Annotated in this window: 12 protein-coding genes and 5 pseudogenes; 10 read left to right on the top strand and 7 right to left on the bottom strand. The window is 60.7% G+C overall.

What is annotated here, in order from left to right:
* The first annotated feature begins 2 nt into the window (after positions 1-2).
* Genes NI18_RS18835 through NI18_RS27440 form a run of 3 tightly spaced genes read left to right on the top strand, consistent with a single transcriptional unit; the run spans position 3 to position 1,602 of the window.
* Positions 3-929 (top strand): NAD(P)/FAD-dependent oxidoreductase, encoded by a 927-nt coding sequence (locus NI18_RS18835; protein WP_033961688.1) that lies wholly within the window; start codon positions 3-5, stop codon positions 927-929.
* Complete coding sequence (locus NI18_RS27445; protein ID WP_306286526.1) at positions 926-1,273, top strand: hypothetical protein; 348 nt, start codon at positions 926-928, stop codon at positions 1,271-1,273. Before NI18_RS18835 ends, NI18_RS27445 begins: the two co-directional genes overlap by 4 nt.
* On the top strand, positions 1,159-1,602 hold the full coding sequence (locus NI18_RS27440) for a class I SAM-dependent methyltransferase (RefSeq protein WP_347574888.1): 444 nt from the start codon (positions 1,159-1,161) through the stop codon (positions 1,600-1,602). Before NI18_RS27445 ends, NI18_RS27440 begins: the two co-directional genes overlap by 115 nt.
* Here NI18_RS27440 and NI18_RS18825 read toward each other — a convergent pair.
* Positions 1,574-2,616: pseudogene (locus NI18_RS18825) on the bottom strand (transposase). The gene NI18_RS27440 and the pseudogene NI18_RS18825 overlap by 29 nt on opposite strands.
* Before the next feature lie 373 nt (positions 2,617-2,989).
* Between NI18_RS18825 and NI18_RS25945 the strand changes: the two are divergent.
* Entirely contained in the window at positions 2,990-3,724 is a 735-nt protein-coding gene (locus NI18_RS25945; protein ID WP_198527072.1) for a hypothetical protein, read from the top strand.
* 54 nt (positions 3,725-3,778) lie between these two features.
* The gene (locus NI18_RS18820; protein ID WP_198527071.1) at positions 3,779-5,638 is read left to right on the top strand and encodes an AAA family ATPase; all 1,860 of its coding nucleotides are present in this window, start codon (positions 3,779-3,781) and stop codon (positions 5,636-5,638) included.
* 117 nt (positions 5,639-5,755) lie between these two features.
* On the opposite strand, the gene NI18_RS18815 is transcribed toward NI18_RS18820, so the two are convergent.
* From NI18_RS18815 to NI18_RS18795, 5 genes and pseudogenes are all read right to left on the bottom strand, one after another.
* On the bottom strand, positions 5,756-7,039 hold the full coding sequence (locus NI18_RS18815) for a hypothetical protein (protein WP_028624271.1): 1,284 nt from the start codon (positions 7,037-7,039) through the stop codon (positions 5,756-5,758).
* Between the two features lie 13 nt (positions 7,040-7,052).
* Positions 7,053-7,546: pseudogene (locus NI18_RS27435) on the bottom strand (TIGR02391 family protein).
* A 346-nt stretch (positions 7,547-7,892) separates the two neighbouring features.
* Positions 7,893-8,195 (bottom strand): DNA-binding transcriptional regulator, encoded by a 303-nt coding sequence (locus NI18_RS18805; protein WP_028624269.1) that lies wholly within the window; start codon positions 8,193-8,195, stop codon positions 7,893-7,895.
* Positions 8,179-8,561 (bottom strand): annotated as a pseudogene (locus tag NI18_RS18800) (type II toxin-antitoxin system RelE/ParE family toxin). Before NI18_RS18800 ends, NI18_RS18805 begins: the two are co-directional and overlap by 17 nt.
* A 139-nt stretch (positions 8,562-8,700) precedes the next feature.
* Entirely contained in the window at positions 8,701-9,900 is a 1,200-nt protein-coding gene (locus NI18_RS18795; protein ID WP_028624267.1) for a site-specific integrase, read from the bottom strand.
* 176 nt (positions 9,901-10,076) lie between these two features.
* Between NI18_RS18795 and NI18_RS18790 the strand changes: the two are divergent.
* The 5 genes and pseudogenes from NI18_RS18790 to NI18_RS28160 all read left to right on the top strand — a co-directional run.
* Positions 10,077-10,987, top strand: a pseudogene (locus NI18_RS18790) (IS3 family transposase); the annotation flags it as partial.
* Between the two features lie 476 nt (positions 10,988-11,463).
* A complete protein-coding gene (locus NI18_RS18785; RefSeq protein ID WP_198527070.1) occupies positions 11,464-12,258 on the top strand; it encodes a hypothetical protein in 795 nt (264 codons plus the stop codon).
* 322 nt (positions 12,259-12,580) lie between these two features.
* Entirely contained in the window at positions 12,581-12,805 is a 225-nt protein-coding gene (locus tag NI18_RS18780) for a hypothetical protein (protein ID WP_306286524.1), read from the top strand.
* A gap of 33 nt (positions 12,806-12,838) precedes the next feature.
* Entirely contained in the window at positions 12,839-13,255 is a 417-nt protein-coding gene (locus NI18_RS28165) for an IS5 family transposase (RefSeq protein ID WP_052148938.1), read from the top strand.
* Between the two features lie 183 nt (positions 13,256-13,438).
* Positions 13,439-13,633, top strand: a pseudogene (locus NI18_RS28160) (transposase); the annotation flags it as partial.
* Between the two features lie 545 nt (positions 13,634-14,178).
* Here NI18_RS28160 and NI18_RS18765 read toward each other — a convergent pair.
* A partial coding sequence (locus tag NI18_RS18765) for an integrase (RefSeq protein WP_037532244.1) occupies positions 14,179-15,293 on the bottom strand: 1,115 nt, incomplete at its 5' end.

The following is a 15,293-nucleotide window of genomic DNA, read 5'->3' as shown; positions in this document are numbered from 1 at the left end:
CCATGCACCACGACGTCATCGTCATCGGCGGGAGCTATGCGGGCATGGCCGCCACCCTGCAACTGGTACGAGCGCGCAGGTCCGTGCTGGTGATCGACGCTGGCGAGCGGCGCAATCGCTTTGCCAGCCATTCGCACGGGTTTCTCGGCCAGGATGGCGTCCCTCCCGGCGAGATCGCGGCGAACGCACGTCGCCAGCTCGAAACCTATCCGACGTTGACCTGGCTCGAAGGCCGGGCCGAAGCCGTTTCAGGGCAGGTGGACGAATTCACTGTCACGACGTCCGATGGCGTACCGCACCAAGGCCGCCGCATCCTGCTGGCCACCGGCGTGGCCGACCAGTTACCTCCCATCGCCGGACTCGCAGAGCGCTGGGGCAAGGCGGTCTTCCATTGCCCGTACTGCCATGGCTACGAACTCGGCCAGGGCCGCATCGGCATCATCGGCGCCGGACCGCTGTCCGTCCATCAGGCCGAACTGCTCACCGATTGGAGCGATGTGACCTTGCTCGTCAACAGTGCCGTGGAACTGAGTCAGGAGGCCAGGGCCACTTTGGAACGCCGGGGCGTGACGATCGAGGAGGCACCCATCGACAGGATTGACGGGCATGCCGACGTGGCGATGACCGACGGACGGCTGTTGCCCTTTGCGGGCCTGTTCACGGCGACGCGCACCGTTCCTTCCGGCTCTCTGGTCGAAGCGATGGGCTGCGCGCTGGAAGAAACGCCCCTCGGCATGCAGGTGCGCACCGACGCCGAGAACAAGACTTCGGTGCCGGGTGTGTTTGCCTGCGGCGATGTGGCCCGGGCACCCCATTCAGTATCGCTGGCCGTGGGCAATGGCGCCATGGCCGGCGCCCAGGTGCACCGCTCGCTGCTCTGGCCAGAGACCGTCCAACCCGTGCAACAAGAGAAGGCTGCCGCCTCATGACCCCGTTCACGTTTTCCGGCACGACCATCGTTTCCAGCTATGCCGAGAACGCCACGCGAATGGTGCCCGGCCTGCGCGACTTGCCGAAGATGGCCGGCGCGCTGCTGGCCGAGCGTGTGCCGACCGATGCGCGCATCCTGGTGCTGGGTGCCGGCGGTGGGCTTGAGTTGAAGGCTTCGCCGAGATGCAACCGGGTTGGCGCTTCGATGGCGTGGATCCGTCGGCCGAAATGCTCCAGTTGGCCCACACGACCCTGGGACCTCTCGCATCCCGTGCGCGCTTGCACGAAGGCTATATCGACACGGCTCCCATGGGACCGTTCGACGGCGCGACCTGCCTTCTGACGCTGCACTTTCTTCCGCGGGCCAAACGCCTGGAGACCTTGAAGCAGATGCACGTGCGACTCAGGGCCGGCGCTCCTCTGGTCGTCATCCATCACAGCTTCCCCAACGAAGGTCCGGACCAGGACAAGTGGCTCCAGCGCAACGCTGCTTTCGCGGTCGCCTCCGGAATGCCTTCGGCACAGGCCGAGAACATTCGGGCGCTCAAGGAGCGATTGCCCGTACTCTCGCCGGAGCAAGATACTGATCTGCTCAGCGAGGCCGGATTCACGCACATCGAGTTGTTTTATTGCGCATTCACTTTCAAGGGCTGGGTCGCGTACAGGCGATGAACGACTGAGCCCCCCGGCCGCGTTGTGGCACGATGTGAGCCTCCGCATCGTCCTGGGCAGTTGCCGCCGTTTCTTTCCAAGGCCTGCCGGTTCTCACCATGGCATTCAGAATGATCAGCAGCTTGCGCATGCAAGCCACGATGGCGACCTCTTTGGGCTTGCCTGCCGCCACCAGCCGCTCATAGCAGGCTCGGATCAGAGGGTTGTGCCGCATGGCTACGATTGCCGCCATGTAGAGGGCGCTGCGCACCGTTGCCCGACCACCGCAGATCATTCGCTTGCCGCGTGACTGGCCCGAGTCCCGATTCATTGGCGCGACGCCGACCAGTGAGGAGATCTGCTTGGCCTTGAGCTGCCCCAATTCTGGAAGCTCGGAGATCAGCGCAGCCGTAGTCGCCGGCCCAACGCCTTTGACGCTCTGAAAGAGCTTCGTCAGACTGACTTGATATTTGGCGAGATGCGCTGCGATGCTCGCGTCGATGTCCTGAACCTGGCGCTTCAGGATGTTCATCAGTTCGATGATCCCAGGCTGCACATCCGAGTGAGAGGCGTACTTGCGCTGACGTTCACTGACTTGCAAGCGGACAAGCTGCCTCCGACGGGTCACCAAGCATGCAGGCGCTGCTGCGTCTCATCTGCCATCGGCCTGGTGAGGCGATCCCGGTCTGGGCGTTTGTCGATCACTTCGGCCAGCTCTGCCAGCATCAGCACGTCGACGCGATCCGTCTTTGCCAGCCTGCCCATCGCCTTCGCGAAATCTCGCGCCTGTCTGGGATTGACTACCGCCACCTGGAATCCTGCGGCTTGCGGGGCGCAGGCACAGGCACAGGCAAATTGGTAGCGGCCAGTGGCCTCCATGACGACGAGTGAAATTGGTTGTCTCCTCAGCACTGCCACCAGGGCCTGGTGGCCCTCTTGGTCGTTACTGAAAACGGTGGCTGCGCCATCCCTCCCGATGGCTACATCAAGTGTGTTCTTCGAGATATCGATACCGACGACTATTCCATTGGCCATGATCTCTATGCCCCATCCTTGCAAATGCGAATGTGGTTCCTGCAACTGTTCGGGCTTGCAGAGACCAGTCGCAGACATGCGCTCAGGACTGACGCACGGGCTTGGAAGCACCGAGGGATAACGAGCTACATGCTGCGGCCCATCACCGGTGCCAAACGGCACCGGGCGTGAACGGCCCTCCGATCACGTGGAATGGAAGATACAAGGGATCAAAGCCGGATGGCCGCGATTTGGCACCAAGCGCGGGGCGCAGCCCGTGAACCCGACGGCGGTAGGCCGGGACGCTATCGCACTGCGGAATTGCCACAATGAAATGCAACAGATCGTTAAAATAACGTCATATCAAGGAAAATACTGAGGCAGGGAGACGGTCATGGCTATATTGCAAGAGATATTGGTTTGGACCCAGGGAATTCCCGCGTGGCAGAGCGATGCAATTTCTCGCTTGCTGGCGAAACAAACACTGACACCGCAGGACTACGAGGATTTGTATGCCTTGCTCAAGCTGGCACACGGAATCCCTGACCCAAAGAATCGTCAACCTCAGCCACTAACCGCCGACCAGATCCCAGCGAAGGTTAAGGCGACCACGCACATCGAGCTGCGGGCCATCAAGAATCTGCTTAACGTCAACGCAATTGCCGAGAATCAGCAGTTGGCGGTGGGTTCGGCGGGCATGACTGTCATTTATGGCGACAACGGATCCGGCAAGTCAGGATATTCGCGCGTTCTTAAGCGTGCCTGCCGCGCTCGCGATCAGTCCGAGCCCATTCATCCCAATGCCAATCTGCCCGGGGCCAAGGCAGGTAATGCTCAAGCATCCTTCGATATCACGATTGACGGTGCCGTCAAGGAAGTGACTTGGCACCAAGGGAAAGAGGCTCCACCAGAGCTTTCTTCATTCGCTATCTTCGACGCGCATTGCGCCCGGGCATATTTGGATAGTGAGGATGACTTCTCCTACGTGCCGTATGGTCTTGAAGTATTCGAGACGCTCGCCAAGGTCTGTCAACAGCTTAAAAACTCCGTTGAGCAGGAACACAAGCAGTCGGCTGTAGACCTCGCCGTATTCGCCCCGCTGCACGGCGAAACAGCGTCGGCAAGCTGATCACGGGGCTCTCCGCGAAAAACGACCACGGCTCAGATTGAGGCACTTGCCACTTTGAAGCAGGAAGAGCTTGAGCAGCGGGAAACGCTGGAGAAAAGCCTCAAAGAGAACAACCCGAAGGAGAAAGCCGGTCTCTTGCGTTTGCGCGCACGCCGCATTGCGGCGATCGCCAAGAATGCAGCCGATAAAGGACTTGTCGTCGGCCCCGAAGCCATCGCCAAGTTGAAGGCGCTGGCTGATAGCTTCCGTACAGCACAGGTCGCCGCCGCCCTTGCAGCGAAGAATTTCAAGGAGGGCGAAAATCTGCTGCCGGGGACTGGCGGAGAGGCGTGGCGGGAATTGTTTGATGCCGCCCGGAAGTTCGCGCTTGAAGCTCATCCAGATAAACAGTTCCCTGACTTGGGGACGGATGCCGCATGCCCGTTGTGTCAGCAGCCTCTGGCTGCGGGCGCAGAACGGTTGCTGCGATTCGAGGCGTTCATACAAGCGGAAGCGGAAAAGACGGCGCAAGCGCGGCGCCAAGCGCTTGCCGCCGACTACCGCCCATTTGCGGCCTCCGTCATGGTGTTGAACTTTGATGAGGCGACGCAGGCGGAAGTAGCGGAAATCGACTCACCGCTAGTGGCCGACACCAAGACTTTCGAGGCCGCACTGTCGGCGCGGCACGAAGCAATCAAGGCAGCGGTCGTCTCGCATGACTGGACGGGACTGGATCAGGCCCTGGTCAGCCCAGCGGATCGACTACAGGTGCTCGCTGACAAATTGAATGCGGAGGCGGAGGCCCTGGATAGAGCCTCGAATGAAGAAGCTCGCGCTGTGTTGCAGAAGCAACTAGGCGAGTTGGATGCGCGCGTAAAACTCAGTCAAGTTAAGGAGGCCGTGGCTACGGCAGTGACGAAGTTGGTGCACCAAGGGAAACTGAAGAACTGCCTGACTGCGGTCAGGACAAACGCTATATCCCTCAAAGCATCGGAACTCGCGGAAAAGGTGGTCTCCAAGGAACTGGCCGATGCGTTGAACTGGGAATTCAAAGCACTGGGCGTAGGGAGCTTGAGAGTTTCGCTGCAAAGCCGTGCCGACCGAGGGAAGGCGCTGCACAAGCTGAAACTGCAACTGCCGCAGGTTCGTAGTCCGGGTGAGATTCTGAGCGAAGGCGAGCAGCGTGCCATTGCGATCGGCTCGTTCCTCGCCGAGGTGGGATTGAGCGGTGGGAAAGGCGGAATCGTCTTCGACGATCCAGTCTCGTCCCTAGATCATCGTCGGCGCGAGCGCGTGGCCAAGCGCCTGGCCGCTGAAGCGGTGCAGCGGCAGGTCATCATCTTCACGCACGACATCTATTTCCTCTGTCTGCTAGCCGAAGAAGCAAAGCAAGTGGGTGCGGCAGTGGTCACGCAGAGCCTGACGCGGCGTGCTGAAGGCTTCGGCATAGCCGACCCGGAATTGCCGTTCGAAGGAAAGAACGCGAGCAAGCGCATCGGGGTGCTGAAAGCACAGCAGCAAGCAATCGCCAAACTGCACAAGGAAGGCAACGAGCAAGAACATCAAAGGCAGACGGTTGATGCGTACTTCCGCCTGCGCATGGCATGGGAACGCGCGGTGGAAGAAGTCCTCCTGCGAGAAGTCATTCTCCGCTTCCGAAAAGGTGTGGAGACACAACGGCTCGTCGGCGTGAGTGTGGGCGACGATGACTACGCGCAGGTCAACGCGGGAATGAGCAAGTGCTCCAACTATGCCCATGACAAAGCGATGATGGGCGGTGTTGCTATTCCTGATCCAGACGAACTGCTCACAGACATCCTCGCGCTGGAGAGCTGGCGTGCACAGGTTCACAAGCGTTCGGAAGAAACCGCCAAGAAGCGCAAAGCAGGGCCGCCGATTCCCGCAGGAGCTGGCGTGCAGGTCGCTCCAGCCTGAGCCAATTGGATCAAGCGCACAAGAATCAGGCGAGCGATCACGAGCCAAGCCAGCAGCAACGCGGCAGTATTGCCTTCTGGAATCGGTTCATCAGGACCGCGCGAGGCGGAAAGGTCGTCACGCCTCTTGGCTTGTTTCCACATGATTGCGGTGCAGATCTGAAACCACCGCGATCAACCTGTTGATCGGCTCGGCCAGCCGCTTCGGCAATACACGGTGCTGGGTATGGGTTTTCAGATCGGCAATCCAGCGGTGCGCCACCCACACGTCCTCTTCGGGGTGGTGGTTGTCCACGCCGTTGCAATACTTGTAGCCAACGAGCGCATCCGTGTGCGACAGCAGGATGCGCGCCATCGTCATGTGGAAGCGATGGGCCTGGAGGTCCGCCGGGCTTCTGGGGCGCGGGAGGGTCAGCCGAAGGCATCGCTGGGCGTTGAACTCACTCCAGTCAGGGCCAACGACCTGCCCCGCGCGTTCAAGCATCTTGCGCGACTGCTCGTTCTTGCCGTTGACCAGCGCAACGGCGACCGTACCCTTCGAGTACTCCAGCTTTTCGGCGAGCAGGTTCATCCAGCGCACCAACTTGTTCAGGGTCTGATCGTCGGCGAACACAAGGAACTGATGGCGTTGCTCGTCATCCAGAAACGCCGGCAATTGCGCGTAGAGGGGGTACAACAGATCGTGGAGATAGATGTAGGTTTGCCGGCGTCCTTGCTCGTGGCTCTGCGTGGTTGCGGTTAGTACCCGTTGTGCCCACTCGGGCGTAAGTTCGTCCAGCACCATTTCGGTGATGTCGATGGAAATCAGCGGAAATCCGAGCGACTTCCCGATTAGTGCCTTGCGCCCGTCGAAGGCGTGGCCGAGTTCGATTTCAACGCCACCCAGTACCATCGGCTCGGTTTGAACAGGTGGCCCAAGCACGGCAACGTCGAGCCGGAATTTGCTGCCGAATGGCGTTTCCAGAGGATGCTCGGTTGCCACTTGGTCGGCACCGAGCAACATGTTGCCTTCCAACGGATAGTCCGACGCATCCGCATCCTTGAACGCCCAGGGCATCGCAAGCCCGGCACTCAAGCGCCGGGAGAGCTCGGCCGCGACAAGTTCTTTTGCCCGCCGGTGTTCGGGACTTTCCTGGACAGCGTGCCACCGACTGGCTTCTTCATCGTCAAAGTGCGCTTTGGGATTAAAGGCGTGCTGAGTCGGAAGCACACGAAAATGGGATCGCCGACGCAGTTTCCCACTTTCAAAGGAAGGGCTAACCCATGTCACCATCTGCCGCGATGCGCCGGGAGACACTAGAGGCCAAAGCTTGCGCGCATGCTCCCGGCTGCGAACGTCGCGCGCAGCGATCGTGGTCTGGAAAATTCCTTTTCGAGAGAAGACAACGATCGCCTCGTCCATTCCTGTCTTGCCCCTATTGCGATGCGGCAGCGAACTTCGTGGTGCCATCCAGCTTGCGGTGAATCAGCGATACCAGCGTCAAGATGTCCAGCGCGTCCTGTTCGGACATGGGCCAATTCGTCTTGGGTGCATGGGCCAGCGGATTGCGCACAGCACCAAACAGTCCGATCAGCAGGTTGGCAAAGCCTTTCTGCTCGCTTTTTTCGGACTCGGTGGCGAGTGGTCCCAAAGCGAGAACAGGCTGCTGGCCCGCGAATGCCTTGTTCACCAGATCCGCGCCATCGCTGTTCAGCCTGATAGCAGGCGAATCCGTTCTGCAACGCCTTTCGTTGCCTCAAACACGGCATGGAAGTAGTTTTCGTCCAGCAACTCGGCGCGGCAGTAGCTCAGCACTTCCGCATGAACGACACGGCTTTCCAGTGCGGCCTTGAGTCGTCCTGCACGGGCGCGCGCGGCATCGAGCGTCGTGGCCTTGTCGGCATGCCCGACCTTGCCGTCTTCGCGCATGTAGAAACCGGAGAAGGCCAGGACGACATTGAGTTCGTCGCGCCGCCAAGTGAATGTCACGGGGTCGCGGGCGTAGTTCACCGGGTTCATAGCGCGATTGATGAACATGATGAGATGGTTCCCGATCTGGTGCCGGTTTTGCGCGCCAGCCAGCGCATTGAACAACCGCTTCCATTTGGTAATGCCGGGCGACGTGTCGGCAACCTCGATTTCTTGCAACAAGCGCTCGATCTGCGTTCCACTCAGGCCCCGTTCGGTATCTGCAAGCACACGGCAAGCGGCTTCAAGATGCTGTGAGCTGAAAGGATCAATTCGCGTCGCCAATGTTTATCTCCCTCGTCAGGCATCAGATGATGGCCTGCAAGCCCTTGTCGGCGATGACGTTTAGCAGCTTGAGTGCCGGGCCGGTGGGATGGGTTTCGCCTTGCTCCCACTTGCGCACAGTCGAGGCCGAGGTATGCAGGTGCAGCGCAAACACCGGCTGGCTGAACTTCAAGGCTTCACGCAGGCGCTTGATGTCAGCAGCGCCAAACTCCCGCACTGGCGGCGGGCAAATCGCGTCGAACTCGCGCATCGTCACCTTGCTGATCGCTCCGGCTTCGTGGAGCGCCGCCAGGTCGCCGCGCAGCGATTCAATGATCTTGCTCACAATGCACCTCCAGTAAAACACCCGACTGCAACGCCTTCGACAAGGCTTCGGCAGGCAGTTCCAAGAACACCTTGCCGGCGAATTGCAGCGCCTTCTTCTCGTCCTGCGTGATGTTCGCCTTGTCGCTCTTAGGGAACCCATGCAGGAACACATAGCGGCTGCCAATCTTGGCCGACAGCAACGTGCGATAGCTGCCGCTCTTGCCTGCGCCAGGGCGGGCCACCCGCTTCTTGTAGAGGAAGCTCCCAAGTCCGCGTCGATCAGACCGCTTTCCATCTCCTGAACTGCCTTGCACAAGGCAGCATCGGGCAGCTTCTCGCCCGACTGCCACCGAGCAAAGTCCTTGCGCTTGAGGATGGGCGTCATATCGACCTCCAAACTATACCCGTAACGGGTACACTTTTCAAGTTGGCGCGGTGAGGCCGCCCCGGAAGGGGCGGCACACCCGATTGTCGTGATAGCAACACGACAATCGGGGCTGGCAAGGCGGGAGCATGGTCGCCGGTCACGCCGTCGCCTCCGCAGCGCGGGATACGCCTGTGATCGTCTTGCGCCGATTTGCCACCAAATCAGCCGCTTCGCGCACCGGTTTGTCCTCTGTGTGGACGTAGCGCATGAACATCGCCACGGTCTTGTGCGCCGTCAGCGCCATGCCGACCTTCACCGGGATGCCGGAATTGGCAATGTCCGTCGCTGAACGGTGACGGATGCCGTGCGTGCCCACATGCGTCACGCCTGCAGCTTTGAGAGTGCGGCTCCAACCGTTGTAATACTCGCCGTCGGTCAGATGCCGATCAGGGTGACGCGGAGACGGTAATACATGGGGCGTCGTAGCATTGCGAGCCGCCGTCGAAAGAAGCCGATAGGCTTCTTCGCTCATGGGCTTGGACATACCGCCTGTCTTGCTGTCAGGCCACACCACCCGCCGGTTTTCCAGATCAATCCAATCCCATTGGAGTGAGACGATCTCAGAAAGGCGAGCGGCAAACTCGAATTGCAGGCGGATGGCCAACGGGATCACAGCATGCTCCAGGCCTTCCACCTCCAACTGGCCAAGGTAGCGAAACAACTTGCCCATTTCCTCGTCGCTGATCAGGTGAGTCGCCTTGCCGTTGGGGTACATCGGTACATGACGGCATGGGTTGGTGCCGTCAGGGCGATAGCCCCATACCTCGGCCAAGTTGAACATCTTGCGCATCACGCTGAACGTGCGGTTCGCATCGGCGGGCTTGTGCGCCATCTTCTTCATCATTGAAGCGACATCGGGCCGCTTCAGATCCTGCACCTTCAAGCGGCCAAGCATCGGAATGATGTTGCGATCAATGACGCTCTGGTAGCCTTCCTGCGTGCTCGGCTTGTTGCGCTGGCTGGAGTAGTCCTCCATGAACTTGATACACAGTTCCTTGACGGTGGGTGCCTGACGCGCTGCAGCCTTCTCTGCGGCAGGATCTCCACCCCGGCGCACTTGCGCCAGCCACTCCTGGGCTAGCGACCGGGCTTGTTCGACGGTCAGCTCTCCATACAGTCCCAAGGCAGGTTTGCGCCGCTCTCCGGCGTTTGTCCGGTACTGGAGCATGAACACCTTGCGGCCTGCCGGGGTGATCTTGCACAAGAAGCCAGGAACCAGGGTATCGCGCAGTTCGATGGGCTGAGCTTGGGCTTGTGCCGCATCGACTGCGGACTTGGTGAGTTTGATTTTCGCCATGATGACTCCTCGGAAGACCCGATTTCCAGGAGCCTGTTGGGAGCCAAGCGGGTGGAAGCCGGGTCAGGTTTCAGAAAGCACCGGCATATGATGAATCTGCCTAAGTTATTGATAAACCTGCTGTATCGAGCAACGGCGTAGCCCAGCGAAGTTCGGTGCTGGAGTCATGGTGAAATAAAAAAAGCCACCGCGTATTTCGCCAGGGATGCCAAGTGAGATACGCCTTTGTCGCGGAGCATCAGAACCAGTTTGGCGTCCGCGCGATGTGCCGGTGCCTGGCGATCCAGCCCAGCGGTTTCTATGCCTGGCGCAAAGCGCCGCTGAGCCGCCGAGCGCAAGAAGATGCTCGGCAGATTGCATTGATCCGGCAGGCCTGGAGCGACAGCGGCAAGGTCTATGGGTATCGCAAGTTGCACGACGATCTGCTCGATCAGGGCGAGACCTGTTGTCCCAATCGCGTTGCCCGCCTGACCAACCTGGCAGGCATCAAGGCGCAGATCGGCTACAAGCGGCGTCCAGGCAGCTCAGGAGGAAGGCCTTCGGCCGTTGCTGCGAACACTTTGGATCGCCAGTTCGACGTGCCGTAGGCTAATCGCGCCTGGGTGACGAACATCACTTATATCCGCACGATGGAAGCTTCGCCTATCTGGCGGTCGTGCTCGACCTCTACTCCCGTCGCGTGGTGGGCTGGTCGCTGCAAAGCCGTCAGACAACCGATGTGGTTTTGCAGGCCCTGCATATGGCGGTCTGGCGGCGTAAGCCGAAGAACCGCGTGCTGATCCATTCGGATCAGGGTTCGCAGTTCACCAGTATGGACTGGTCTGCCTTCACCCGGGCTCACAATCTGGAGCACTCCATGAGCCGGCGGGGAAACTGCCACGATAACGCCGTCGCTGAGAGCTTCTTCAATCTCCTCAAGCGTGAGCGCATCCGGCGACGCACCTATAAAACGCGCGAAGAAGCCCGGCAGGACGTGTTCGATTACATCGAGATGTTCTACAACCCGATCCGCAAGCATGTCAGGAACGGGATGCTGTCGCCCGTCGAGTTCGAACGGCAGCAGGCTTTGATGGCTCAAGGCGTCTAGAAAACTAGGGGCTATTCAGACACCACGCCGCCCCGCCCCCGGCGCTGACCCAAAAGCGGTCGGTCGTGGCAACTTTCACACGTTCAATTCCGGTCGTTCGTTCATGAAGGTGATGCAGCTGGCGTCAAATGCCTCAAGGACGCTAACGCCAGAACCGATTGACTGGATAGTTTGGCCGAGCGGATCGTTCCGTTAGCCTCCCCGCAATGATCCAGGAGCAGGTTTTTGACCAACGTTGCACTCGTTGCCGGTTCAGGCGGCATTATCGGCAAGGCTCTCCTCGAAGAGATCGCCGGAACGGCAGGCTGGCATGGTGTAGCCCTGTCGCGTAGCCATGGTGATATCCTTGCTGATCTTAGCGACGCGGAGGCAAGCCGAACTGCACTGGCTAAAGCGAGCGATGTCACCCACCTTTTTTTTATGCGGCCTATGGGCCAGGCGGAGGCTTGGCAGAGGAGGACGAGCGCAACTCGGCCATGCTCCGCAACCTGTTGGACGGTTTAGAGGCTGCCAGCGCCCCGCTCGAGAGAGTGGTGCTGTATCAGGGTGCAAAGGTTTACGGCGTTCACCTCGGACCAGTAACGACGCCATTCTACGAGGACGAAAACCCGCGGCCGATCGGGCCGAACTTCTATTTCACGCAGGAACGCGAGCTACAACGGCGCCGTGCCGCCGGTGGACCGGAATGGTCAATCCTGCGTCCGGACGTTGTCGTTGGCGACGCAGCCGGCAATGCGATGAATATCGCGACGGTGATCGGCGCCTACGCCGCATTGTCAGCCGCGGACGGGGCAGCGTTTCGCTTCCCAGGCTCCCGTACAACCTATGATGACTGCTTAGTTCAGGTGACGGATGCACATGCCCTGGCGCGCGCAAGCTTGTGGGCCGCTACCGCCAGTGAAGCGGCCGACCAGGCGTTCAACTATGTTCACCCGCCGTTCCGCTGGCGGCGCATGTGGGAAAAGGTTGCCCGGCATTTCGGCATCGAGACTGGCGAGCCTATCCCCTTCGCGCTCACTAACCATATGCCAGCACTCGAGCCCGTATGGCGGCAGATATCCGCGGGCTTACTCCAGACCGATTTCACGAAGGCGGTGGGGTGGAGCTTCGGCGACTTCATCTTCGGCACCGAGGCCGATGTAATCTCCGACATGACCAAGATCCGCCTTGCCGGCTTCCACGAGGATCGCGACCCGGTTGACGCATTGATCAGAGCAATCGAACGTCAACAAGCTGCGGGTGTGGTCCCTCAGATCAAGCGGGCCAGTTAGGCGCTTGGTGAGAGCTTGGCGGGTGCTCTCGAGTGAGCTGGCAACGCCCCTTGGCGGCCAACAATAAGTGGGTGAACCATTGCCGATCAAAAGCGGTCAGCGATACTGCGGCGAACGGAAAACCTAAAATCTGGCTGGCCATCCGGCTAATGGAAGCCGACCAGTTCGTCACTCGTGGCAGGCTATTCACGCCAAGCGAAAAGTCCGAGAGTTTTCGCAAATAATTAAGCATCTTACGACATGACGCCTCGCTGAGGAGCAACTGATCGTGCCACTAACAAACGTCGAATTTGAAACGGTCGGACTGCACGACCTCGAAGCGATGAGCACCGCAAACCGTGATGCGTTGCCGTTTGGCGTCGTAGGCTTTGCCGCCGATACGATCGTACAGGTCTACAATGCGACTGAGGCCCGTATGTCGGGGCTGGATCCAGCCACGGTCATCGGCGTTCCGTTCTTCGACGCCGTCGCACAGTGCATGAACAATTTCATGGTGGCCCAGCGGTTTGAAGACGAACCTGAACTAGGCCACGTGGACAAAGGTTGACGCGCGTCTGATCGGTTGATTCAAGGCTGTCTTTTGGAGGCGGCATTGGGCGAGCGGATTGGGGTTTCGGATGATGAGTGGGCTCTGATAGGGCCCCTGCTGCCGTCGGAGCGAGGACGTGGCTGCCGACCCGCGGGAGACAACCGGCCCTATTTCGAAGGCATGGTGTGGATGGCGCGGACAGGCGCGCAATGGCGGCATTTGCCGGATGAATATGGCAAGTGGAACAGCGTGTTCCGGCGGTATCGTCGCTGGGTCGTGACGGGCGTGTTCGAGGCCATGCTGGAGACCCTGGCCGCTGTCGTCGAGCGGGATGTCAGCGCCGACATGATCGACAGCACCGTAGTCCGGGCGCACCACTGCGCCGTCGGGCTAAAAAAGGGATCAAGAATTCGAAGGGCTCGGCCGCTCGCGAGGCGGTTTCACAACCAAGCTGCACGCCCGCTGTGATGGTCAGGGGCGACCGCTATGTTTCGTCCTGACGCCGGGCCAGGCCCACGACGTGAAGGGCTTCGGGCCCTTGTTCGGGATGCTGGCTGACCGGATTGAGGCCCTGCTTGCCGATAAGGGCTATGACGCCGATGCCATCCGCCAGGAACTCGCCAAGGCGGATGTCGAGGCGGTCATTCCAACCAAAGTAACCGCCGCATGCCGATCCCGCATGATCGCGAGAAATACCGTTGGCGCAATCTCGTCGAGCGCTTGTTCAGCAAGCTCAAGAACTGGCGCCGTGTCGCAACGCGTTATGACAAGACAGCAGAGTCATATCTCGGCTTCGTCGCGCTCGCATCAGTTACGCTGTGGCTGCCCTTTGTCCACGTGGCCTAGCGTTCAGTCGTGATAGGGGTAGCAGCGCAGATTGACCGCGTGTTCATGGGGCGAAGCTGGATCCAGACGCCCGAGCACGTCACCAAGCCGGAATTGCGGCACCTCATCGTGCTCGCCATAACTTTCGGTTCGCCTTGATTGTCGATGCCTATGGAGAGCTTGCTGCGGAGACCCGGCAGGATATCGGATCGAAATCGGGCGGACCCGACGGTTTGTCGGGGAAGCTAGAGAGTCGGGCAGAAGACGGTGAGGGTGGAGGGCTCAAGAGACGCCGTATTCACGATCACCCGCGCCCATATAGCCGGTTCGGGAAGTAGGGCGGCTCGTGCTTCTGACGAATCCACATCGCCGAGCCGTCCATGATCCTACACGAGGGCAGCCAAATTCATCTTAGGTCGCGTCCGATCTGAAACGGTCAGGGCGACGACTTTGAAAAATGCTGTGCATGTCTCGCAACGACATAGTCACTATCTCGACGCCCAAATCACGCGAACCTGCCCATCCATTCGACCAAGCGACAAGTTGTAGACGGGTGGCGTCAACAATCAACTTCTGATGCGTGACAGGACCCGTGCGGCGACATTGCTGCGCGCCGCCAGCTTGCGCCCGTAGCGCAGCGCAGTCGACGGCGACGACCAGCGCAACGCCTGCGCGATCCCGACACCGTCCTCGCCGGCCGCGAACAAATCCTGCGTGAGCCCCACGCGCAGCGAGTGGCTCGACAGCGCCTGCGCTGCTTCCTCGACCTTGGCGATGGGCATCTCGACCAGCCCTTGATCGAAGGCGCTGAGCGCCACGCGCCGATAGATCCCGTTGACGCCCTGGCGACTGAGCGATGCCGTCCCCACGGTGTAGACGGTGCGCGCGGGTTCCGCCTTCTTGCCCTTGAGCTTCTCCTGCCAGTGCCGCGTGTGCCCGGGGATCGCTTCGTACGCCATCGGGGGAACCGCAGCGCGCAGACGGCGCCGATCGACCCCGACGCGGCGAAAGACCGGCCCCTCGGTAATAGCACTCGCGACCAGCCAGGTGCCAACGCGGCGCATCGTGTCCGCGGACAGCCAGGCCCAGGCCCCCTGCCCTTCCTGATCTGTCTTGGACGATGGAATGAACAGCAGCGCCGAGCCATCGCTGTGCGGATCGATATGCGCGACGGTGACCGCGACAAGCTCGCTGACGCGCAGTCCGGCATCGTAACCTAGCGAGAGCAGTGCCGCGTCGCGCAGGCCCTGCAGATCGCCACCACAAGCCCCTAGCAAGGCGGTCAGTGTGAACCCCTTGGTATGCGGATCAAGCGAGGCCCCGAAGCGTAACGGGGCCGCTTGGCGTTGCGCTGCGCCACGACGTCGGCGTAGCCCCTTGAGCGCGGCGCGGACCATGACATGGCTGGTCGGCGCGTGCCCCCTCTCCTGCTGCCCTGAGAGGCTGTGGGCCGTGGCCAGACTGGCGACCCGCCGGGCGACGGTCGCCGGCTTGGCGCCGCGCGTCTCGAGCATGGCGATGTAGCGGATAAGATCTTCAGGCTCGGCCGGCAGCGGCGCGACGCGTGTGTCGCGGCACCAGTGCAGATAGCAGGTCAGGTCCGCGGCGAGCGCCGCCTTGCTGGCCGCTGCCATCGCGCCGAGCTGGGCGGCAAAGCCGATCTCGCTGACCGGGCCGGGCA

Source organism: Sphingomonas sp. Ant20 (genome assembly GCF_000783375.1).
Lineage (GTDB): Bacteria > Pseudomonadota > Alphaproteobacteria > Sphingomonadales > Sphingomonadaceae > Sphingomonas > Sphingomonas aerolata.
Note: the sequence above shows the minus strand (reverse complement) of the source record. Positions and strands in the feature narration are given on the sequence as shown.

Excerpts from the sequence above, each read along its gene's own strand:
- NI18_RS27440 (WP_347574888.1), top strand. The coding sequence starts at position 1,159 with ATGCTCCAGTTGGCCCACACGACCCTGGGACCTCTCGCATCCCGTGCG.
- NI18_RS25945 (WP_198527072.1), top strand. The coding sequence starts at position 2,990 with ATGGCTATATTGCAAGAGATATTGGTTTGGACCCAGGGAATTCCCGCG.
- NI18_RS18780 (WP_306286524.1), top strand. The coding sequence starts at position 12,581 with ATGAGCACCGCAAACCGTGATGCGTTGCCGTTTGGCGTCGTAGGCTTT.
- NI18_RS18815 (WP_028624271.1), bottom strand. The coding sequence starts at position 7,039 with ATGGACGAGGCGATCGTTGTCTTCTCTCGAAAAGGAATTTTCCAGACC.
- NI18_RS18835 (WP_033961688.1), top strand. The coding sequence starts at position 3 with ATGCACCACGACGTCATCGTCATCGGCGGGAGCTATGCGGGCATGGCC.
- NI18_RS27445 (WP_306286526.1), top strand. The coding sequence starts at position 926 with ATGACCCCGTTCACGTTTTCCGGCACGACCATCGTTTCCAGCTATGCC.
- NI18_RS18795 (WP_028624267.1), bottom strand. The coding sequence starts at position 9,900 with ATGGCGAAAATCAAACTCACCAAGTCCGCAGTCGATGCGGCACAAGCC.
- NI18_RS18785 (WP_198527070.1), top strand. The coding sequence starts at position 11,464 with ATGCTCCGCAACCTGTTGGACGGTTTAGAGGCTGCCAGCGCCCCGCTC.